The organism is Ruegeria sp. BI12 (assembly GCF_056537985.1).
Window position 1 is genome coordinate 158,580 of record NZ_JBQFSL010000002.1, and the last position, 18,660, is coordinate 177,239.

Below are 18,660 nucleotides of genomic sequence, written 5' to 3' on the forward strand. Positions count from 1 at the left end.
TCCGTCACGTGTCTTGACGATTCACACTCATGATCAGGATCTTTGAGACATCGTCACCCAAATCCTTTCGCGCCTCATCCAACAGTGCCTCGCGTAAGACGTCCAGATTGTCTGAATGGGTGAAGTTCCCGTCAAACCCACCGGTATTGGCATGGTCGAACAACACCTGCAAAAAGCGGTCGCGCAGCTTGGGTTCCGAGGCGTAGAAAGGCTCGGCCATGCCGGGAGTGACCTCAAGGCTAAGAGACATGGTGACAAGCGCCGCGATCCGATCCGATTCCACGATCGGAACAACGAATTGTTTGGTCAATTTCAGATACTCATAGGTGCCCGTGCCGTCCGTTTTGTTTCGCTCGCCCGGTTTTTTGCCTGTGGCTTTTGTGTCTTTCTTGTTGGGCTTTTCTGTCTTTGAGTCTGCACTCATATCCTTGGCAGTTTCTGCCTTGTTTTCCGAAGGGGCCAGAAACACGCCTGCCGCTATGCCGCTACCCAAGCCCACAATAAGAAAAACGATGGGGATCAGTTTTTTCATCACTCTCGCCCCTCAGAATGGCAGAATTGAATCCAGGATTTGCTGCCCGTAGCGAGGCTGTTGAACGTCGGTGATCTGACCGCGGCCACCATATGACACACGCGCCGACGCGATCTTGTCATAGGTAATCTCATTCTGGCGCGAGATATCCTGAGGACGCACGTAGCCGGCAACCAAGAGTTCGCGCAATTCAAAGTTGACGCGCAACTCCTGCGAACCCGAGATCGACAGAACTCCATTCGGCAATACATCAATCACGGTCGCAGCCACCCGCAGGGTCAGCTTTTCCTTTCGCTTCACCGATCCTTTACCTTTGCTGGTCGAGGCAGAGTCGATCGACACGGCTTCGTCTAGCGAGGCACCGTCTGGCAGGTGCTCGGCCGCGCGTTGCGGCAAGCCAAACAAACCCGGCACCTCAAGGCTTTCTGATCCGCTGCGCGAACGGTTCGTGTCGTTCGATATCTCGGCCTTTTCGTCCAATTCGATCACGACCGTAAGGATGTCCCCCTTTTTGATCGCGCGCTGATCTCCCAGTAGGGACTGCTGGCCACCGCTCCAAAGCGACGATTTGTCGACGTTGCGCTGCGGCTGCGTGTGCAAGGGCAAACCCGGCCAGAGCATTGCCACATGTTCCGGCGACTCCTCATTCGGCGTAAAACTTGGCGGTTTGCCGAGATGATCCACACGACCACACGCGGTCAAGGCCAGCGCGACAGCTAAAACGGTTTTAGGTAGTGCTGACATTATTTTACCTCGATCTGGCCGTTCGACCGGATACGTCCAGTGACGGTTGTACGTGACGACAGGTTCATAACCCGGATGCGATCCCCGACTGCCCCACGCCCCAGGGCGCGACCTTCGGCAGTGATGGACAGAGGTCGGCGGTCAAAGACGAGAACGACAAGATCGTTACGATCCACAATTGCCGGCGGACCAACATCGCCCTCGCGGATGGGGCGCCCCGGGTACAAGGCGACACGCGCCTCTTGTCCGATCAAAAAGTCTGCATTGCTCACAGCGTTAGGAACCATTTGATCCTTGGTTTCCAGGTCAGCAGCGGAAATGATTTCTTTGGCACGGATGGTGCGTTTCGACACCACGATTTCAGCCATCGCCGGAATCGGCACCATCAAAGCCAGAACAAAGCCCAGAAACCGCATCACCGCACCTGCGTCGTTGCGCCCATCATCTGATCGACGGCCGATATGACCTTGGCATTCATTTCATACCCCCGCTGAGCTTCGATCAGTTCGGTAACTTCCCGCACCGCATCAACCGAGCTGTCCTCGAGATAACCCTGCCGTAGCGTACCCATCCCGTCCTCTCCGGGTGCGCCTGCCACCGGCGCGCCCGAAGCTTCGGTTTCCTTGAACAGGTTGCTGCCAATCGCCTCGAGTCCCTTGGCATTTGAGAAGCTGGCCAAAGTGAACTCTCCCAGCAATTGACCTTCTGGCGCGTCATCGAAATAGGCGTAAACCTCACCCGCGGGGTTAATCGAGATCGACCGCGCATCGTCTGGAATGGTGATCTCGGGCGCTACAGCAAACCCGTCCGATGTTACGATCAGCCCCTCGGCTGATCGTTTCAGGCTGCCATCGCGGGTAAAGCCGGACTGGCCGTTGGGCAACGTCACTTCCAGATAACCGCGCCCTTCGATGGCGATGTCCAGATCGCTTCCGGTGGCAGACAACGCGCCCTGCGACAGTTGCACAGTCACTGCAGCCGGGCGTACGCCAAGACCTAACTGGATACCTGTTGGCAAAACCGTACCATCATTGGCGTTGACCGCGCCTGCGCGTGCCACCTGCTGATAGTGCAGATCGGCAAACTCAGCCCGCCGCGCGTTGTAGCCCGTAGTGTTCATGTTCGCGAGGTTGTTCGAGATCGTCTCGACCCGCATCTGTTGCGCCGTCATACCAGTCGCTGCGATTTTCAATGCCCGCATGTAAAATCCTCCTTATTCAAATCAGCGCATCAGCGCCTTGAGCGCGCCACGCACCCGTTCGTCTTCGGACTCCAGAAAGCTTTGACCCAATTCATAAGCGCGCTGGATCTCGACCATTCGCGAGACCTGGGCGACTGCATTCACATTCGATCCTTCGAGAAAGCGGTGAACGACCACAGGCTCTTCAACTGGTTCAATATCGCCCTCGGCCCGAAACTGCGTACTGCCTTCGCGCACCAGCGTTTTGGGATCGGCAACGCGGTAAACACCGATCTGTCCCAGCAATTGCCCGTCGACGCTCAGCGTGCCGTCACTGCCAACATCAATGGCCACCGCGTCCGGGGGGATAAAAACCGGTGCGCCATTGCTATCCAGCACACGGTGCCCGTCCATTGTCACCAGATCTCCGTCCGCGTTGGATGAGAACGCACCAGCACGGGTCAGACGGTTGCCCGCGGGGGATTCGACCATGAAGAACCCGTCGCCTTCGATGGCAAAATCGAACTGCCCTCCAGTTTCCGTAAGCACGCCTTGTTGCAATGACGTGTTACGTACTTCCGCGCGGCTCATCGACAGGGACGGGTTACCGGGCATATCACGCACGAATTCCGAAAATACCAGGCCTTGCGCGCGATAGCCCGTGGTATTGGCGTTGGCGATGTTGTTCGCCACCAACCGCATTTCGTTCATCAGTCCCGATTGCCGGGATAGGGTGACATAGGCGGTATCCATCAGCGACCTCCTGCGATCAAAGGGATGAGTGTTCCTGTGAAAAACGTGACAAGCGTTTGGGTCATGAAGCCCATCGAAATCCAGAACACGATAACGATGGCCATCAGTTTGGGTACGAAGGTCAGCGTCATCTCTTGCACCGAGGTCAGCGCCTGGAACAGTCCAACGATCAAGCCCGAAACCAGCGCCACGGCGAGGATCGGGACGGAGGTGATCACCGCGACCCAAAGCGCCTGACGCACGATGTCATAAAAGAAACCCTCGCTGAGCATGTCGTCAGACCGGCATCCGCAGGATTTCCTGATAGGCCTCGACCACTTTATTGCGCACGATTACAGCGGTTTCGACGGCCAGTTCGGTCTGGGCCAATGCTTGTACCAAAGCATGCGGATCCGCTTGTCCGGTCATCGCGGCTTGCGACATCTGTTCGGACTGTTTCAAGGTCTCGGCAAAGTCCTGAAACCCGGATCGCAGCCTCTGGGCCATTCCCGCATGGTCTGGATCAGCCTGCGTCGCCGGGCGCGCGCCCGCGTAACTCTGGACCGCGTTAAGAGCTCGGATATCCATTCTGGTGTCCTTTATTTTCTGAGAAGATCCATCAGGCTCGACGACATTTGGCGCGTCTGATCGAACATTTTGAGGTTGGCTTCGTAGCTACGCTGCGCCTCGCGGGCATCCGCTATCTCGATCATCAGATCGACGTTCGAGCCGCGATAGTGACCGGTGTCATCGGCCATCGGGTGACTTGGGTCATAAATGCGCGACAGCGCGCGACGATCCAGCTTGACCCGCCCCGCCTGCACCGTTTCCTTGCCGTCTTTGTTTACGGTTTCAAACGGCACCGTTTTGCGCCGATATCCCGGCGTATCCGCGTTCGAGATGTTTTCGGATACATGGCGCAAACGCGCGGCCTGCGCGCGCAAAGCGCTGGCAGAGACGCTCAGGGAATGGGAAAAATCGCTCATCCAGCTGCCCTCTTATGCCCGGCCCAGGCTGCTGCGCAGAATGTTCATTGAAGATTTGTAGATCGCCAGAGCACGATCATGCTGTCGCTTGGCCTCAACACCTTTCAGCATCTCTTCCTCAACCGAAACGCCATTGCCGTTTGGGTCACCTGACGGGGTCGTCTCAAACTCAGCCCAGGGTTTTGGGCTGCTGAAGCCGTTGAGATGTCCTGCCCGCGTGGCGGTCATGGCGACCTCACGGCCTGAGTTTTCGAACGCTTTTTGAAAAGCCTCGATATCGCGGGGCTGGTAGCCCGGCGTGTCCGCATTGGCCATGTTGCGCGCAATCACTGCCTGCTGTTGACCGGCATGGGTTGCCATTGCGTACGCAGATTTAAAGACGTTCAGGTCATAGAACATCGGGGCTTCTCCCTCGATCAATTTCAATCAAGGCTTAACCCCGATTCCTTTAAAAACCGTTTTCAGAAACCGTTGGAGAACCCACGATGTCCGATCTCGACCCGATGCTTTTGAAATGTGAATTCGACCGCCTGTCTGCTACGCGCCATATGGGGCACGTAGCCTGCGTCGCGCGTGGTGTCATTGAGGTAGCAGGTCTAGAATCCCATGCGCGGATCGGGGATCATGTGACTTTACGCCGACGCAATGGACTGGCTCTGGCCGGCGAAGTTCTGCATGTCGAATCGGATCTGATCCACATGCTACCCGCCATGGCACCAGACGGGGTCTGCCTTGGCGACAGGGTGATTCTGCAGCAAACGCCCGCCTTTGCGCCCGGTATGCACTGGTTGGGACGAGTGATTGACCCGTTCGGTCAGCCGCTGGACGGAAAACCGCTGCTGCAGGGAGTCCAAACGCAGGACATCATGCAAGCCCCACCAGCGGCAGTCGATCGCAAACCTCTGGGTGCCCGAATGGAAACCGGGCTTGCGATGCTAAACACCATGCTGCCATTGGTTCAGGGGCAGCGTGTTGGTTTGTTCGCAGGTTCGGGCGTGGGAAAGTCCACTTTGCTGGCGACCTTGGCTAGGTCGATGCAGGCGGATGCAGTTGTTTTCGCGCTGGTGGGCGAGCGTGGGCGCGAGGTCAACGAGTTTGTCGAACATGCACTGGGTTCCGAGGGAATGAGGCGGTCAGTCGTCGTGGCCGCAACGTCTAATCAGTCCGCCCTGGCGCGCCGCCGATGTGCCTGGTCCGCGATGTCGGTGGCAGAGTATCTGCGCGATCAGGGAATGAACGTTCTGTTTTTGGCCGATTCCGTCACCCGTTTTGCCGAAGCGCATCGTGAGATTGCGGTGGCAACGGGAGAACAGCCATCGCTGCGCGGGTTTCCACCTTCGGTGACTCCATTGATTGCAGGCCTTTGCGAGCGCGCAGGTCCGGGCAAGGGCGAACAGGGCGACATCACCGCCGTATTTAGCGTTTTGGTCGCAGGGTCGGACATGGAAGAACCAATCGCCGACATTCTGCGCGGCGTTCTGGACGGCCACATTGTCCTGAGCCGTGAGATCGCCGAACGCGGCCGTTTCCCGGCCATCGACCTCAGCCGCTCAGTCTCGCGCAGCCTGCCCAGTGCGGCCACCGAGGAGGAGAACCTGTTGATATCGCAAACCCGCCGACTGGTTGGCAGCTATGAACAATCCGAGGTCATGATAAAGGCCGGGCTCTATTCCGAGGGCGCGGACCCTTTGCTGGACCAGGCCGTGCGCGTCCATGATGAGTTGGACGCCTTTTTTTCCCGATCCGAAACGGACGGAATCAAGAATAGTTTTGACCGCCTGCAACTGATCCTGCGCCGGTCAGGAACCGCTTTGGCATAGCATCGATATCGCGACAGTTTTAAACGTTAAGCCCACCTTAAGACCTGCCCTGCTACCCCGGAAGCGGGTGATAAAAAGGTGGTGGAGATGGGTACGCAATCCAATGCGGCGCCAATCATCATCAAGAAGAAACGTGTGTCAGGTGGCGATGGCCACCACGGTGGCGCGTGGAAAGTCGCTTATGCCGACTTTGTCACGGCCATGATGGCGTTCTTCATGTTGATGTGGCTGTTGAATGCAACGACGGAGAAACAACGCAAAGGACTGGCAGATTACTTTTCGCCAACAATACCGGTGAATCCGGTGTCAGGCGGCGGTGATGGCGCCTTCGGCGGCAACAATATGTTCTCGGAAAAGACCATGGTGATGGATGGTTCGGGCGCCAGCCAGAAAAGCCCTACGGTTGCCCGGCAGGCACACGGTTCGGTCGGTGTTAACGCCGACGATGGCAAGGAAAACCTTGAGGATTTCTCGACGCTTGAAGCCAAGCTTTTGGGGCGAACCGGCGAGAGCCTGGCCTCGGACAAGCTCCTGAAACACATCGTAACGCGGGTCACCGACGAAGGTTTGATTGTCGAACTGTTCGATACAGAGGATCAACCGCTGTTCGAATCGGAAACCGACAAGCCTACCGCCATGATGCGCGCACTGGCGCTGCTGGTGGCGCGGTCTTCGGATCTGGTACAGAATGCCGTCGCCGTCGAGGGTCATGTTCGCGCTTCCCCAGTTGTCCTGGTAAACAACCCGGCCTGGGACCTTTCGACGACCCGCGCTCAAACCGTGCGCCAGATGTTGCAGGGCAAGGGTTTGGCCGCCGAAAGGCTGGATCGGGTCACGGGCCACGCGGACCGCGAACTGACGACCAAGAACCCGATGGCCGTTCGTAACAACCGGATCGAGATCATCTTTCTGCGCACGCCCTAAACCCAAAAGGATAGAACGCATTTTACCTGTTAGCGTGCTGTTAAGGGCCAGCACGTTAGCTGTTGCATCACGTTTTGACGCAACAGAAGGGCGTGCCAATGACAATTTCCTCTTCGCTGAATGCCGGTGTGGCCGCTTTGAAGGCCAACGCGAACCGGCTGGCGACCATCTCTGACAATATCGCCAACTCGTCCACCTTTGGCTACAAACGGGTCGAGACCGACTTTCACTCGATGGTCACCTCCGGTCAGGGCGGAAGCTATTCGGCAGGCGGCGTCAGAACCACGAGTCAGCGCATGATCGACCAGCGTGGATCGCTGGTCACAACGAACAATTCAACCGACCTGGCAGTGCGCGGCCGTGGCCTGCTGCCCGTGCGGCCCAGCTCTCAGGTGGCGTCAAACTCGAATGAGATGCTGCTGACCACAACTGGCTCGTTCCGCACCAATGAGCAGGGTCATCTGGTAACGCAATCGGGGCTTGTTTTGTTGGGTTGGCCCGCTGGCCCCGACGGATCGATCCCTAATGTGCCAAGGGATACTCCAGCTGCACTGGAACCCGTCAAACTCAGCGTAAACCAACTAACCGGTTCGCCGACCACAAGCATGAACCTTCGAATGAACCTTCCGGCCACGGCGACGGATGCTGGCGCACCGGGTGACGCACAGCCTTTGTCGGTTGAGTATTTTGACAACCTCGGAAAATCAGAATCCGTAAACATTGAACTGGTCCCGACCGTGCCTGGAACAGGATCCAGCAATGAATGGACCATGACGCTGCGCGATACCGCATCTGGCGGTGCGGTGATCGGAGAGTACCGCCTGACCTTTACCGACAGCCGAACCGCAGGCGGCACGCTGGCCAGCGTGACCACCATATCGGGTGGTGCTTACGATCCGGCAAATGGCAGTTTTGTGGTAAACGTAGATGGTGGGCCGATGGAGATTAATATCGGTCAGATTGGCGACAAGGATGGGATTACCCAGCTGTCGGATACATTTGCCCCTGTATCGATCACGCGCGACGGTGCCCCCGTTGCAACAATGACAGGCGTGAAGGTGGATGAAAACGGGTATGTCTACGCACAATACGACAGCGGTGTCAGCCGGCGCGTGTACCAGATTCCACTTGTCGATGTTCCCAACCCAAATGGGCTAACGGCGCTGGATAATCAGACCTATGCCCCATCCCGCGATAGCGGAACGTTCTTCCTGTGGAACGCGGGCGATGGGCCAACGGGCGATCTGGTGTCCTTTGCGCGCGAAGAATCGACGACAGATGTTGCAACTGAACTGACATCAATGATCCAGACGCAGCGGGCATTTTCCTCAAGCGCCAAAGTGATCCAGACAGTCGACGAGATGCTGCAGGAAACGACGAATATCAAACGTTGATCCGGGGCATTGAACTAGGGAAAGGACCTGTCCAATGAACATGACGACAGCATTGAACAACGCGTTGGGCGGTCTGACCGCCGCAAGCCGCGGGGCCGCGGTTGTGTCGGGCAATATCGCCAACGCCCTAACGCCAGGCTACGGACGCCGTTCGCTTGAGTTGGCGACAAGTCCGATCTCTGGCAATGGCGTGCGTACCGTCGGAGTGACGCGCCATCAGGATCCGGTCCTGATCGCTAACCGGAGAGATTCGGACGCTAATCTTGCCGGTGCCAGCGCAATATCAGAGTTCTACACGCGTTTTGAAAAGGCCGTGGGCTCAGTTGATGATCCCAAATCCTTCGCTTCCCGGTTGACCAATTTTGAAAACAGCATGACCACGGCCGCAAGCCTGCCCGATTCAAAAGTACGGCTGGATCAGGCGGCCCGCGCTGCACGGGAATTGGCGGACAGTCTTAATGCGGCATCCGAAGGCCTGCGTCAGGCGCGGTCGGACGCAGACAGGTCTATCGGCAAGCAGGTCGATCGCCTGAACCAATCGTTGCAGGATATCGAAAAGCTGAACAACAAGATCCCCAGCATCAAGATCACTGGCGGCGAATTCAACGCCCTGCTGGATCAGCGTCAGGTGTTGATTGACCAAGTGAACGAGCTGATCCCAGTCAACGTTGTGGCGCGGGAAAACGACCGCGTTTCCCTCTACTCGGACGGCGGTTTAATTCTTCTAGAAGGGCAAGCGGCCGAATTCAGTTTTACGACAACTGGCGAAACCAAACCGCACATGACAGTTGCCAACAGCTTGCTATCAGGGCTTGAAATGAACGGGCAACCTGTGCGCACCAGCGGCAACAATGCGCAGCTTCGCGGTGGAGCTCTGGCGGCTCAGTTCGAGATTCGCGATGAGCTTTCGCTTGAGGCACAGGTCCATTTGGATACTGCGGCGCAAGACCTGATCGAACGGTTCGAAACCGCCGGTCTGGATCCGACTGTCGCAGTAACCGATCCTGGCCTGTTCACCGATGATGGCAATCGTTTCAATGCGGCCGGACTGGCCGGTTTGGCATCGCGCCTCAGCTTGAATACCGCCGTAGATCCAGATGCTGGGGGAAACAGTTGGAAATTGCGAACAGGCCTTGGTGCCGCCACCCCAGGTGACCCGGGAGATGCAACGCAACTTAGGGCATTTGGGGAGATCCTGAGTGATGCTCGTCCCGTTGCCGGGGGGCTTTATGGCAGCGGGAACCTGCGTGCTGCGGAAATTGCCGAGGCGCTTTTGTCAACGGCCGGGGCAGATGCCCATGCCGCCGAAGGGCGCATGACATTCGCCACGAACTCGCAACTGGAAATGGCCAAGATCGAAGCTGAACGTGGCGTGGATACTGACACCGAACTGCAAAACCTGATGCAGATCGAAAAGACATACGCCGCGAATGCACGGCTCATCTCGACCGTGGATGAGATGATGGACACTCTGCTGAGGTTGTGACGATGAATTTGACATCCATTGGTGATCTGGCGCGTGGGTTGACGCTGAGATCTCGGTCCACCGAAATCAAAAATCAGATCGAAACACTGTCCTACGAATTGTCTTCCGGGCGGGTTCAAGATTTGTCTGGACATCTGGACGGCGATTATTCCCACCTGTTGGACCTGGATCGCAGCCTGTCCAGACTGGATGCGTTTAAGGTATCGACAGCCGAAGCCGGACTGTTCACTGATGCGATGCAACTGAGCCTGAACACAGTTGCCGGCGCTGTTGAGGGGATTACCGCCTCGCTTTTGTCTTTCGGCACGTCAAATCAGGCCGTGACCCACGAAAACGCATCGACCCAGGCCAAAAACGAACTGAATGCAATCGTTTCTGCATTGAACACTCGCGCCGGTGGGCGCAGCCTTTTTTCGGGTACGGCAACGGATGTCTCTCCGCTGCTATCCGCGGACACGCTGATCACCGCACTTACAGCAGAGCTTACAGGTGCAGCCACTGTTGCAGACATCAGGCAGAGGGCGGAAGACTGGTTCAACGACCCTACCGGATTTGACGCGGTGATCTATCAAGGGTCCGACACAGAACTGGCCCCCATGCAGATTTCCGAGAATGAAAGCGTCTCAATTCCCGTGACAGCGACGGATCCGGCCATCAAAGCTGCACTTCGCGATATCGCAGTCGCGGCAGTAGTCGCGGACAGCGGTCTGAATGTCCCGACGCAACAAAGAACCGCCCTGTTCAAACAATTGGGTGTCGATCTGGTCAACACCAAGGATCAGCTGGTACGGCTGCGCGCCGATGTCGGCTCAACCGAAGCTCGGATTGATCAGGCGCAAACGCGAAACAACGCTGCACGGACAAGCTTGCAAAGCAGCCGAAGCACCTTGATCTCAGCGGATCCTTACGAAACTGCCACGCAATTGCAAACCGTGCAGTTTCAACTGGAAAGCCTGTATTCCGTCACCGTTCGCAACGCGAACCTGTCGCTGGTGAATTTCCTGAGATGAGAATTCTTGTTTTTCTTTTGATGCTGCTTCCTGGCCTGGCCTCCGCCGGCACGATCCGACTGAAAGATCTGGTGGATTTCGACGGGGTCCGCGGGAACGATCTGGTCGGTTACGGCTTGGTCGTGGGGCTGAACGGAACTGGTGACGGGCTCAGGAATTCACCCTTCACCGAAGAGATCATGTCCAACATTCTTGAAAGGTTGGGCGTCAACGTCAACGGTGAGGACTTTCGTCCCAAAAACGTAGCCGCCGTTCTGGTGACAGCAAGCCTGCCGCCTTTCTCACGTGTTGGCGGGCAAATCGACGTGACGGTCTCTGCCATAGGAGATTCCAAAAGCCTGTTGGGCGGAACGTTGATAATGACCCCATTGAACGCCGCCGACGGGCAGATTTACGCGGTGGCGCAGGGCACCGTTTTGGCAGGCGGCGTCGCGGCTGAGGGCGAGGCCGCCTCGGTTGTGCAGGGCGTTCCAACATCTGGGGTGATCCCGTCCGGGGCAAGGGTCGAGCGTGAAATTGACTTTGAGCTTTCGGCGCTCACCCAAATGCGTCTGGCCTTACGGGAACCTGATTTTACAACGGCGGGTCGGATCGAGACTGCCATCAATAACGAGTTCAATCGCGCGGTGGCAATCATGCGCGACTCGGGCACAGTCGAGTTGAACATCGCGGCAACGCGGGCCATTTCAACCGCCCACGCACTGGGGCGGATCGAGAACATTCTGGTCGAACCCGAAACCAAGGCCCGCGTCGTGGTTGATCAGCGTTCGGGCACGATTGTGATGGGTCAGGAAGTGCGGATATCCCGTGTGGCGGTCTCGCAGGGAAATCTCACGCTCACGGTCGAAGAAGCGCCGATCGCAGTCCAACCCAACCCCTTCGCGCGCGGAGAGACCGTAGTGGTGCCGCGAACAATCGCCGGCATAGAAGAAGAGGAAGGCACCGGACTGGCCGAGATACCCGAAGCGACAACCCTATCCGAAGTCGTGGCCGGTCTGAACGCGCTTGGGGTTTCGCCCCGCGATATGATCGACATTCTGAAGACGATCAAAGCCGCCGGAGCGCTGCACGCGGAGTTCATTGTACGCTGAAGGATTCAGCCGCGCACGTCACTATCCAAGCTGGTGGTGGGGCCATTAGCCCCGCCCAATCTTATTTTGATTTCCAACTGTTTAGCCATTTCCGAAACTTGCTGCCCTGCTCTTCAATGGCGTCGCCGGCGGCGTAGAAGCCGTCTTCCATATTTTCGATTACCGGATCGACCCGCGCCTCGCGAAACCGGCGCCAGCGGACCCAAAGGGCCCACACAATCGCGAAGAAAACGGTTAGAAAAATGATGTTGAACCAGGGAATGATCCGAACGTCTTGGCTGTCTACTGACCAAATCTTTACGGCATTCGGGAAAATCGACAGGAATTCACTTCGCCAACCGTAGTGGCGAACAACCACCCAGCGAGGCGCTTCGGTTGTTGATTTCAAGTCTGCGGCTTCGGCCTGAAGATTCGACGAGTTTAGTTTGAAATACGGTGGCCAACCCCAGCCGGTGTCTTCGTTCCGATAAACCATGACCTTGCCGTTGGTCTTGCGCGTCTGAATGAAAAACACATCGCGGTTTGGCGTTGTCGCATCGCTGCCAACGTCATGAACCGACCAGAAGATGCTGTTTTCACCGGGGTCGATCCGCTTCTCATAGGTATCGGATATCCGAACCACGTCATGTTGCGGTAAGGTGTAGTTCAACACCGCCGCAATCGTGCCCCAGAACAGGATAATGATGGCCCATTTGATGTAACGCATCTGCGCAACCCTCACATGAAATTCGAAACATAAATCAGGATCGCGATCAGGCCCAGCGGCACCACGTAAATCCCGAGGATCAGTTTTCGGCGAAACGATCCGTCGTACTTTTTCAGCCCGCGCTGAATAAAAGCATCCCGGTCACCGGTCATCCCCTTTTTTTCCCAATGCGCAATCAGCTTACCGCGCCGCACCCGGCGGGAATAGATCGACACGCCTACATAGAGAATAGTCAGTAGGATCAGTAATGGGATCAGAAAGCGGAGTGCAACGAACATTTAACTTCTCCCTACTGCGCCCCAGGGACCAACGCGTGCGATGATGTCATCACTGACCCGGTCATTTCCGCTCATGTCCGGTTCATGGCCGAACAGGGCAGCCCGAGCGCCTGCCTTGTCCACCTGATACTCTCGTGCAAGGAAGTCGGCAACATAGGCTTTCTTGGCCTCAGGCCACTTGGCGTAGGTTCGGTAGAAGAGTTCTTTATGGCAAATAAACATCTGGCGCGGGTCCAGCGGGGCCAATTCGGCCAGCAGCATGTTCACCAGATCACGGTTCGGCGTGTCGGTGGCACGCAGCGTGTAAAAATAAGCAGGATGGTCCGAGGTGATACGCGGCCAAGGACCGCCATCTTTTGCCCAGCGCAACAGTTGCGCTAGGCCGTGATAGGCTTCGGGCAGACGATCCGCGTGGTTGCGGGCCAGCCGTCGCATGTCGCCCCGATCCAGCCCGGACAGGTCAACGCCAGCATCGGCTGCGGCGTCGACGGTCAGAAAATCCATCTTCTGTTGCAAGATCGAGGCCGAATTGACACCGCGCGCCTCGATGATCGTCTCGACCAGATTATTGAGCCCAAGAAATTTGGCGATCTGGTTCCGCTGAGACGGATCAAAAACGTATTTTATTGGCATCTCATCGGGTTTTTCGCTCATGCAGATCGCCGCCGGGTGATCCAGATCCGGGAACAGGTACAGGCCGCCAAAATGCGCCGTCCAGAAGTTGCGCTGTTCAAACGCGGTATGGCGCAAACGAACCGGGTTGCGGGTCACGTCGCCCGTTTCCCTGGCGGTCTCGATCATCTTGGCGATCAGCACATCGTCGAACCAGGCATCCTCTTCGGTTTTGAACTGTTCGACCATGCCCGCCAGTTGCTGTGCCTTGCGCAGAGTACCTCCGGCAGTGTCTGCCTCAATCTCGATCTTGCGCAGGTTCAGTAGGTCGCGTGGGGTGGTGAGTTTAATGACCGAATTCACCAGTTCTCCAGCCACCGCATCGGTGGCGGTCAGGGCGAATAGCTGTGCCTCGTTCATCTCGATGAAGTCGCGCAGGATATCGCGCGAGGTCGAGAATTTGACGTTCAGCAAAGGCGCGCGTTTCTGCTCGGTCGTCAGCAGGATGAACTGCCGGTTGACCCCGTTGGGATTGAGGTAAAGCTCATCCTCCAGCTCAATCCCCACCTCCGGCGAATAGCCCGAGATATCGACATGGAAATCCGTCAGCGCCGTGGTCTTGCCCGCCAAATGCTGTAGCGCGCGGTTATATCGCTCGACTAAGGCCGGGCTGGAGATGTGGACGAGGTTGCCGAACATCAGGCCTTTTTTGATGAGGCGGATCACCTGCAGTTATCCTTGTGCGCATCCGCCATACGTAGGTTCCTTTCTAGGTCGCGCTCCCATCTACACAATATTTCATGACCTATTGAGACTAGCGGACGGTTTTTCTTCTCCTGAGATGCAGAATTTTGGTCACTGACTGTTTCACCCAGAATTGTCTGCGTCGAAGCTTTGCAAGCATCGTGGAAACTTTGATAATCTGGATCATCCAATGGAACCCGAAGTCGCAAACTAGCAATGGTTTCAAGGGCATTCGTCTTGTCTTCTTCAGAAGTAGTCTTTGCTACTGCTAATGCGGTTAGTTCGAGCGCTTTGGCCAAATCCCGTCGAAGTTCTTCCATCCTTTTTTCTTTTAGATCAAACAGCCTGAGTTCTTTTTGGAGGTTCCGTTCATGCCGACGTTGACTAAACGCTCTCTGGGCTGAACGTTCCTCATAACGCTTTGACAAAATGTATGAAAATGCGGGAATCAACACGGAGAAAAACAGTAGCTTGTTTTCACTGAGCCACGTATTAAGCGCTCCGAGAACGTCACCAACAGATTTCAGCAACTCAATTAGCATGGAAGTTTACCCCTTCCCCTCCAGATACCGCCGCTTGGCCTCTTCCATCTGGCCCATCTTACGGACGGTGACCTCGTCGCTCTTGTCGGCATTGCATTTTATCTCTCGAGCCAACATCAAGCCTCTCCTTTCAGCTCGGAAGCGTCACGGGAGTTTACGATGCGCGCACGTGCCAACCCAAAGCTGATGGCTGCCATTACCATCGCCGGTATGAACCAGATGAGGGCCGATTTCAAAAATAACGCAGGCATCCGACCGGGTCCAAAGGCGTGCAGTAAAGACTCCGCATTGTCCAACGAAGCGCCGTTAATCCAAATCTCAAACAGTGAACTCCATACATAACAGATCGTAAAAATGATCAGGCAAAGCTGGGCGAATGAGGCAAATGTACCCGGCCGCCTTCGGGCCACAGACATCCCGAAGAAGATACACGCCGCTATCAGGCTGGTGAAGACGAGAAAAAGTCCTCCGGTCACCCCTTCCCCTCCAGATACCGCCGCTTGGCCTCTTCCATCCGGCCCATCTCGCGGACGGCGTTCTCGATGGCAACCTCGTCGCTCTTGTCGGCATAGCGGAACTCGCTGTCGGCGTAGCGGTTGATCTCCTGCATCACCATCTCAACGGTGATCGGCTGGCGCAGGTCCTCGATCATGGCTTTCTTGGTGTCGTAGTCGCGGAACAGGAACAGGTCGGGGTTCTCCATCCACTCGTCGGGCAGTTCGAAATCCATCGCGCGGACCTTGACCGCGTCGGTGATGTTCTTGATCGCGCGACCGGTAAAGCGCTCATCGGCCTGTTGGATCGCCTTGAGATAGGTGCCGAGCTTGGCAATCGTGTCCATCTGGCCGATATCGCCCGAAACCTGTTCATAGACCTGCAGCAGAGCGTCTTCATGCGGGCGGGAATGGCTTTCGAAACTTGCGGCGACGGCTTTTTTGATTTCCTGCGCGGCATAGGCCTCGTGTTCGCCCAACGGGATGTCGTGGTTGCGGCCCATCAGCAGGTGCAGGATATCGATGTAATCCTCGCGCGTCTGCGGCCCGTCAACCAGGAACCGCGCGCCCGCCCGTTGACGCAAGGCGTCGTCCACATTCTCGGGGTAATTCGAGAACATGCCAAAGGTGCAGTTGCCGCGCACGACGGTGTTGGCGCCCGCAAAACTCTCCATCAGCACGGCGGTGATTTCCAGCTGCCCGGCTGACGATTGCCGGTCGCCGCGCTTGCCCGCCAGCTGGTCGATATCGTCGATGGTGCCGAACCCGATGACCGAGGGGTCGATGATCGTGTTGATGAAGGCCTTGGCGTTCTGGCCGGACTTGCCCTGATAGCTGTCGATATTGTCGGTGCTCAGGTTCTGATAGCGAAACGGATAGCCAGCGTTCTGGCAGTAGTCGTTGATCAGACCGGCCATCATCTGGATCAAGGTGGTCTTGCCGGTGCCCGGTTTGCCGTCGCCCATGAAGGTGAAAATGAACCCGCCAAGTTCCGCGAAGGGGTTCAGGCGGCGGTCGAAATCATAGGCCATCACCATCTTGGCCAGCTTCATCGCCTGATACTTGGCGATATGGTTGCCAACCACCTCGTTCGGCTTCTTGAACGTCATGGTCAGCGTGGTGGATTTGGCTTTGGACGCAGGTTCGAACCCCCGGATTGTCAGGTCATCCGCTTCTATATGCCAAGCTGCGTTCTGGAACGGGGCCAGATGGCCAGACGATTGCGCGCGCAGGGCCGCTTTTTCCATTAGTTGCTCGGCATAGGCACTAGTGGCCGCGATCAGGTGCGCGTCGTCAGGCGCGTGTTTGGCCAGCGTTTGGTCCAGCTCCCATAGCGCGCCGTGCAGGGCGAGTTGACCATTGTCGGTCAGAACCTCTTCGATCTCACCGATATCGGCGGTCGTCTCACCAAGATGCGAGGACATCAGATAGGCCAGTGCGTTGCCGAACGTGTGAGAGGTGATCAGAGCCTCAGCGGTTAGCAATTCCGAGAATTCGGTCTTGCGCGCAGCAGGCAGATCACCCGCAAGGTTCGCACGTTTCAAGTCGGCCAGCGGGGTTTGTTCCGCATAAGCCTCACCCACGGCCAGAGCGATGGCGATGGCGCGCCGGATCGCCCGCTGTGTAGTCGCCTGAGGCGGCGAGACCAGCATGTCACCATCATCCGACGCCTCAATCCGCTCGACGAGATGCACCCCATCTGTCCGCACTGTGCGCCGTGTCACCAAACCCGGCGTGGTGGACCGGAACCTACGTCCGGTCGACACCCCCGGCGACCGTTCCGTCGACGTCTCCACCGCCTTGGCAATCCGAGGCGCGTGTTCGAACCCGTTTAGCAAGGCGGTCGCTGCCGGATAATGTTTGCGAATATCGTCTTCGCGCAATTCCATCTGGTCTGACGTCAAACTCATTTCACAATCGCCTTTGCTGTATTCAATATCTCAACACCTGCCCGGTCTTGCTGACGACGAACTTAAGTACGTCGGCAAAACCCGGCGGGTTGCGCTCGGCCAGCACCTGAAACGGACGCTGGGGCAGTATGATCGAGCGCTGGGTGCGGGTGGCCCCGGTTTCGGCCCCCTGCCCGCCGAACGGGTCTAGTGCGAAAACCTCGCGCTCGACGGTGGAAAACCATCCAGCGCGTTCTTCGATGACGTCTTCGCTTTCCAGTTCCTCTGTGGTCCAGGCCAGCGCCCAGTCCTGACCTTGCGGAGACTGCGCGTCCTCTAGAACTTGCCGCATTGGACCGGATTGCTCGGTAAAGGCTGAGGAATACATCGGCCCCACGTGGATCCGGCGCAAGTGCTTGGGGTGCAGGTCGTCGAAATCCTGATCGAAGCCCTTGGCAATGGTCACCAGTTTCAGCCCGCCCAAGGATTGCGCCATCAGATGGGCTTGCACCTCGGGCCAGCGGCGTTGGTCTTTAGGCAGGGCGGTTTTGCCGCTGTCTTCTAGCTGCATCAAGTATATGACCGGCAGGTTGATCTGGCTGTCGTAAACCGCCCAGTGGATCATGAACTTGCGCCGATCCCCCTCATTTTCGATCCAGTTGCATTCTGGATCGTTGCGGGCCCAGAACAGCTGGCCTTTTAGCAATTCCTCGTAATAGAGCCTTTGCGACAGCGCGAATTGCAGTTTGGTGGGGATTTCCTGTTCGCTGATGATGGTGCGCACCATCTCGGTCTTCAGGTCATCCTCGGTTGGCATGTTCTCCAGATGCACCTGCGCCTGCTGCGCGTCATTGGCCATTGTCAGCAACTCGGCCGCCACCGGAAATCCGCTGTCACGCTTGTCCATGGCGAGACTGCCAAAGAACCGCCCCGTATCGCGCCCGACCAGCAGGTACTTCATGCTGAGCGCGCGGAAGGTGTAGAGCAGCCCCGAGAGGTAGCGCGACACGATCCGCACTTCTTGTTTCGAGATCGCCCCTTCGGCCTCCATCGTCGCAGCCACGCGCAGAAGGTGGGCGGTGATTACCTCGAATTTGCGGAAATAGCGGCGCGAGGCGAAGGTGTCGGTCAGGCCGACATGGTCTTGGGTGGGGTCGGTCATTTCCAACCACCCCAATCCAAATCGCGTTCCAGCCAAGCCTCTATCTGAGCAGCTTTAAGGCCAGCCCATGGAATCCAGTAACCCGCGAGGGATAATAACTTAGACCCGATCTCGACAACGAAGATCGAAGCTCCAACCGCACCGACGACAGCAAGCGCTGACCAAGCAAGCCATTGAATTTCCAAGATTGCTCCAAGGAATAAAACAACCATTGAAATCATGCCGACCAAAACCAGCCGAATGAATATCCGAAACCATCTTGGTTTGAATTTCGGATCAAGCTCTCTGATGCTTTTTATGCGAAGTGGTTGGTTTCGTTTCTGGTACAACGCTT

General features: G+C 57.0%; 23 protein-coding genes. 6 read left to right on the forward strand and 17 right to left on the reverse strand.

Features of this window, described 5'->3' with window-relative positions; translation table 11 throughout:
* Positions 1–4 precede the first annotated feature (4 nt).
* The 9 genes from ACR0AK_RS14085 to ACR0AK_RS14125 are packed head-to-tail and all read right to left on the reverse strand — an operon-like array spanning position 5 to position 4,573.
* On the reverse strand, positions 5–532 hold the full coding sequence (locus ACR0AK_RS14085) for a flagellar basal body-associated protein FliL (protein ID WP_480793763.1): 528 nt from the start codon (positions 530–532) through the stop codon (positions 5–7).
* Positions 533–544: 12 nt separating this feature from the next.
* Positions 545–1,276 (reverse strand): flagellar basal body L-ring protein FlgH, encoded by a 732-nt coding sequence (flgH, locus tag ACR0AK_RS14090; protein ID WP_480793764.1) that lies wholly within the window; start codon positions 1,274–1,276, stop codon positions 545–547.
* The gene (gene flgA, locus ACR0AK_RS14095; protein WP_170565111.1) at positions 1,276–1,692 is read right to left on the reverse strand and encodes a flagellar basal body P-ring formation chaperone FlgA; all 417 of its coding nucleotides are present in this window, start codon (positions 1,690–1,692) and stop codon (positions 1,276–1,278) included. The genes flgH and flgA overlap by 1 nt, the downstream gene beginning before the upstream one ends.
* Positions 1,692–2,477, reverse strand: coding sequence for a flagellar basal-body rod protein FlgG (flgG, locus tag ACR0AK_RS14100; protein ID WP_480793765.1), 786 nt, complete (start codon positions 2,475–2,477; stop codon positions 1,692–1,694). Before flgG ends, flgA begins: the two co-directional genes overlap by 1 nt.
* Positions 2,478–2,498: 21 nt before the next feature.
* The gene (locus ACR0AK_RS14105; RefSeq protein WP_480793766.1) at positions 2,499–3,209 is read right to left on the reverse strand and encodes a flagellar hook-basal body complex protein; all 711 of its coding nucleotides are present in this window, start codon (positions 3,207–3,209) and stop codon (positions 2,499–2,501) included.
* Entirely contained in the window at positions 3,209–3,481 is a 273-nt protein-coding gene (locus ACR0AK_RS14110) for a flagellar biosynthetic protein FliQ (RefSeq protein ID WP_480793767.1), read from the reverse strand. Before ACR0AK_RS14110 ends, ACR0AK_RS14105 begins: the two co-directional genes overlap by 1 nt.
* Before the next feature lie 4 nt (positions 3,482–3,485).
* Positions 3,486–3,776 carry a flagellar hook-basal body complex protein FliE gene (fliE, locus tag ACR0AK_RS14115; RefSeq protein ID WP_170565121.1) on the reverse strand — a complete coding sequence of 97 codons (291 nt, stop codon included), beginning with the start codon at positions 3,774–3,776 and terminating at the stop codon, positions 3,486–3,488.
* A gap of 11 nt (positions 3,777–3,787) precedes the next feature.
* Positions 3,788–4,174, reverse strand: coding sequence for a flagellar basal body rod protein FlgC (gene flgC / locus ACR0AK_RS14120; RefSeq protein ID WP_480793768.1), 387 nt, complete (start codon positions 4,172–4,174; stop codon positions 3,788–3,790).
* 12 nt (positions 4,175–4,186) lie between these two features.
* A complete protein-coding gene (locus tag ACR0AK_RS14125; protein WP_480793769.1) occupies positions 4,187–4,573 on the reverse strand; it encodes a FlgB family protein in 387 nt (128 codons plus the stop codon).
* A gap of 86 nt (positions 4,574–4,659) precedes the next feature.
* Here ACR0AK_RS14125 and ACR0AK_RS14130 point away from each other — a divergent pair, with 86 nt between their 5' ends.
* The 6 genes from ACR0AK_RS14130 (at position 4,660) to ACR0AK_RS14155 (ending at position 11,899) form a co-directional block, all read left to right on the forward strand.
* Positions 4,660–5,994 (forward strand): FliI/YscN family ATPase, encoded by a 1,335-nt coding sequence (locus ACR0AK_RS14130; RefSeq protein ID WP_480793770.1) that lies wholly within the window; start codon positions 4,660–4,662, stop codon positions 5,992–5,994.
* 87 nt (positions 5,995–6,081) lie between these two features.
* The gene (locus tag ACR0AK_RS14135; protein WP_480793771.1) at positions 6,082–6,918 is read left to right on the forward strand and encodes a flagellar motor protein MotB; all 837 of its coding nucleotides are present in this window, start codon (positions 6,082–6,084) and stop codon (positions 6,916–6,918) included.
* Positions 6,919–7,016: 98 nt separating this feature from the next.
* Complete coding sequence (locus tag ACR0AK_RS14140; protein WP_282120925.1) at positions 7,017–8,312, forward strand: flagellar hook protein FlgE; 1,296 nt, start codon at positions 7,017–7,019, stop codon at positions 8,310–8,312.
* A gap of 34 nt (positions 8,313–8,346) precedes the next feature.
* Positions 8,347–9,798, forward strand: a complete 1,452-nt coding sequence (flgK, locus tag ACR0AK_RS14145) for a flagellar hook-associated protein FlgK (RefSeq protein ID WP_480793772.1) — start codon at positions 8,347–8,349, stop codon at positions 9,796–9,798.
* A gap of 2 nt (positions 9,799–9,800) precedes the next feature.
* Complete coding sequence (locus ACR0AK_RS14150; protein WP_480793773.1) at positions 9,801–10,808, forward strand: flagellin; 1,008 nt, start codon at positions 9,801–9,803, stop codon at positions 10,806–10,808.
* Positions 10,805–11,899, forward strand: a complete 1,095-nt coding sequence (locus tag ACR0AK_RS14155) for a flagellar basal body P-ring protein FlgI (RefSeq protein WP_480793774.1) — start codon at positions 10,805–10,807, stop codon at positions 11,897–11,899. Before ACR0AK_RS14150 ends, ACR0AK_RS14155 begins: the two co-directional genes overlap by 4 nt.
* Before the next feature lie 61 nt (positions 11,900–11,960).
* Here the strand turns inward: ACR0AK_RS14155 and ACR0AK_RS14160 are convergent, their stop codons facing one another.
* From ACR0AK_RS14160 to ACR0AK_RS14195, 8 genes are all read right to left on the reverse strand, one after another.
* A complete protein-coding gene (locus ACR0AK_RS14160; protein WP_480793775.1) occupies positions 11,961–12,605 on the reverse strand; it encodes a DUF1523 family protein in 645 nt (214 codons plus the stop codon).
* Positions 12,606–12,616: 11 nt separating this feature from the next.
* Complete coding sequence (locus ACR0AK_RS14165) at positions 12,617–12,883, reverse strand: hypothetical protein (RefSeq protein WP_480793776.1); 267 nt, start codon at positions 12,881–12,883, stop codon at positions 12,617–12,619.
* Positions 12,884–14,221, reverse strand: a complete 1,338-nt coding sequence (locus ACR0AK_RS14170; protein ID WP_480793777.1) for a DUF6638 family protein — start codon at positions 14,219–14,221, stop codon at positions 12,884–12,886.
* Positions 14,218–14,781 (reverse strand): hypothetical protein, encoded by a 564-nt coding sequence (locus ACR0AK_RS14175; RefSeq protein ID WP_480793778.1) that lies wholly within the window; start codon positions 14,779–14,781, stop codon positions 14,218–14,220. Before ACR0AK_RS14175 ends, ACR0AK_RS14170 begins: the two co-directional genes overlap by 4 nt.
* A 116-nt stretch (positions 14,782–14,897) precedes the next feature.
* Positions 14,898–15,257: a hypothetical protein gene (locus ACR0AK_RS14180; RefSeq protein ID WP_480793779.1), complete on the reverse strand. Its 360-nt coding sequence runs from the start codon at positions 15,255–15,257 to the stop codon at positions 14,898–14,900.
* Positions 15,254–17,185, reverse strand: a complete 1,932-nt coding sequence (locus ACR0AK_RS14185; RefSeq protein WP_480793780.1) for an AAA family ATPase — start codon at positions 17,183–17,185, stop codon at positions 15,254–15,256. Before ACR0AK_RS14185 ends, ACR0AK_RS14180 begins: the two co-directional genes overlap by 4 nt.
* Before the next feature lie 22 nt (positions 17,186–17,207).
* Entirely contained in the window at positions 17,208–18,326 is a 1,119-nt protein-coding gene (locus tag ACR0AK_RS14190; protein WP_480793781.1) for a hypothetical protein, read from the reverse strand.
* Positions 18,323–18,655 (reverse strand): hypothetical protein, encoded by a 333-nt coding sequence (locus ACR0AK_RS14195; RefSeq protein ID WP_480793782.1) that lies wholly within the window; start codon positions 18,653–18,655, stop codon positions 18,323–18,325. Before ACR0AK_RS14195 ends, ACR0AK_RS14190 begins: the two co-directional genes overlap by 4 nt.
* Between the last annotated feature and the right edge of the window lie 5 nt (positions 18,656–18,660).

Bases quoted from the DNA above. Each gene is read 5' to 3' on its own strand.
- ACR0AK_RS14085 (WP_480793763.1), bottom strand. From the start codon at position 532: ATGAAAAAACTGATCCCCATCGTTTTTCTTATTGTGGGCTTGGGTAGC.
- flgH (WP_480793764.1), bottom strand. From the start codon at position 1,276: ATGTCAGCACTACCTAAAACCGTTTTAGCTGTCGCGCTGGCCTTGACC.
- flgA (WP_170565111.1), bottom strand. From the start codon at position 1,692: ATGCGGTTTCTGGGCTTTGTTCTGGCTTTGATGGTGCCGATTCCGGCG.
- flgG (WP_480793765.1), bottom strand. From the start codon at position 2,477: ATGCGGGCATTGAAAATCGCAGCGACTGGTATGACGGCGCAACAGATG.
- ACR0AK_RS14105 (WP_480793766.1), bottom strand. From the start codon at position 3,209: ATGGATACCGCCTATGTCACCCTATCCCGGCAATCGGGACTGATGAAC.
- ACR0AK_RS14110 (WP_480793767.1), bottom strand. From the start codon at position 3,481: ATGCTCAGCGAGGGTTTCTTTTATGACATCGTGCGTCAGGCGCTTTGG.
- fliE (WP_170565121.1), bottom strand. From the start codon at position 3,776: ATGGATATCCGAGCTCTTAACGCGGTCCAGAGTTACGCGGGCGCGCGC.
- flgC (WP_480793768.1), bottom strand. From the start codon at position 4,174: ATGAGCGATTTTTCCCATTCCCTGAGCGTCTCTGCCAGCGCTTTGCGC.
- ACR0AK_RS14125 (WP_480793769.1), bottom strand. From the start codon at position 4,573: ATGTTCTATGACCTGAACGTCTTTAAATCTGCGTACGCAATGGCAACC.
- ACR0AK_RS14130 (WP_480793770.1), top strand. From the start codon at position 4,660: ATGTCCGATCTCGACCCGATGCTTTTGAAATGTGAATTCGACCGCCTG.
- ACR0AK_RS14135 (WP_480793771.1), top strand. From the start codon at position 6,082: ATGGGTACGCAATCCAATGCGGCGCCAATCATCATCAAGAAGAAACGT.
- ACR0AK_RS14140 (WP_282120925.1), top strand. From the start codon at position 7,017: ATGACAATTTCCTCTTCGCTGAATGCCGGTGTGGCCGCTTTGAAGGCC.
- flgK (WP_480793772.1), top strand. From the start codon at position 8,347: ATGAACATGACGACAGCATTGAACAACGCGTTGGGCGGTCTGACCGCC.
- ACR0AK_RS14150 (WP_480793773.1), top strand. From the start codon at position 9,801: ATGAATTTGACATCCATTGGTGATCTGGCGCGTGGGTTGACGCTGAGA.
- ACR0AK_RS14155 (WP_480793774.1), top strand. From the start codon at position 10,805: ATGAGAATTCTTGTTTTTCTTTTGATGCTGCTTCCTGGCCTGGCCTCC.
- ACR0AK_RS14160 (WP_480793775.1), bottom strand. From the start codon at position 12,605: ATGCGTTACATCAAATGGGCCATCATTATCCTGTTCTGGGGCACGATT.
- ACR0AK_RS14165 (WP_480793776.1), bottom strand. From the start codon at position 12,883: ATGTTCGTTGCACTCCGCTTTCTGATCCCATTACTGATCCTACTGACT.
- ACR0AK_RS14175 (WP_480793778.1), bottom strand. From the start codon at position 14,781: ATGCTAATTGAGTTGCTGAAATCTGTTGGTGACGTTCTCGGAGCGCTT.
- ACR0AK_RS14185 (WP_480793780.1), bottom strand. From the start codon at position 17,185: ATGAGTTTGACGTCAGACCAGATGGAATTGCGCGAAGACGATATTCGC.
- ACR0AK_RS14190 (WP_480793781.1), bottom strand. From the start codon at position 18,326: ATGACCGACCCCACCCAAGACCATGTCGGCCTGACCGACACCTTCGCC.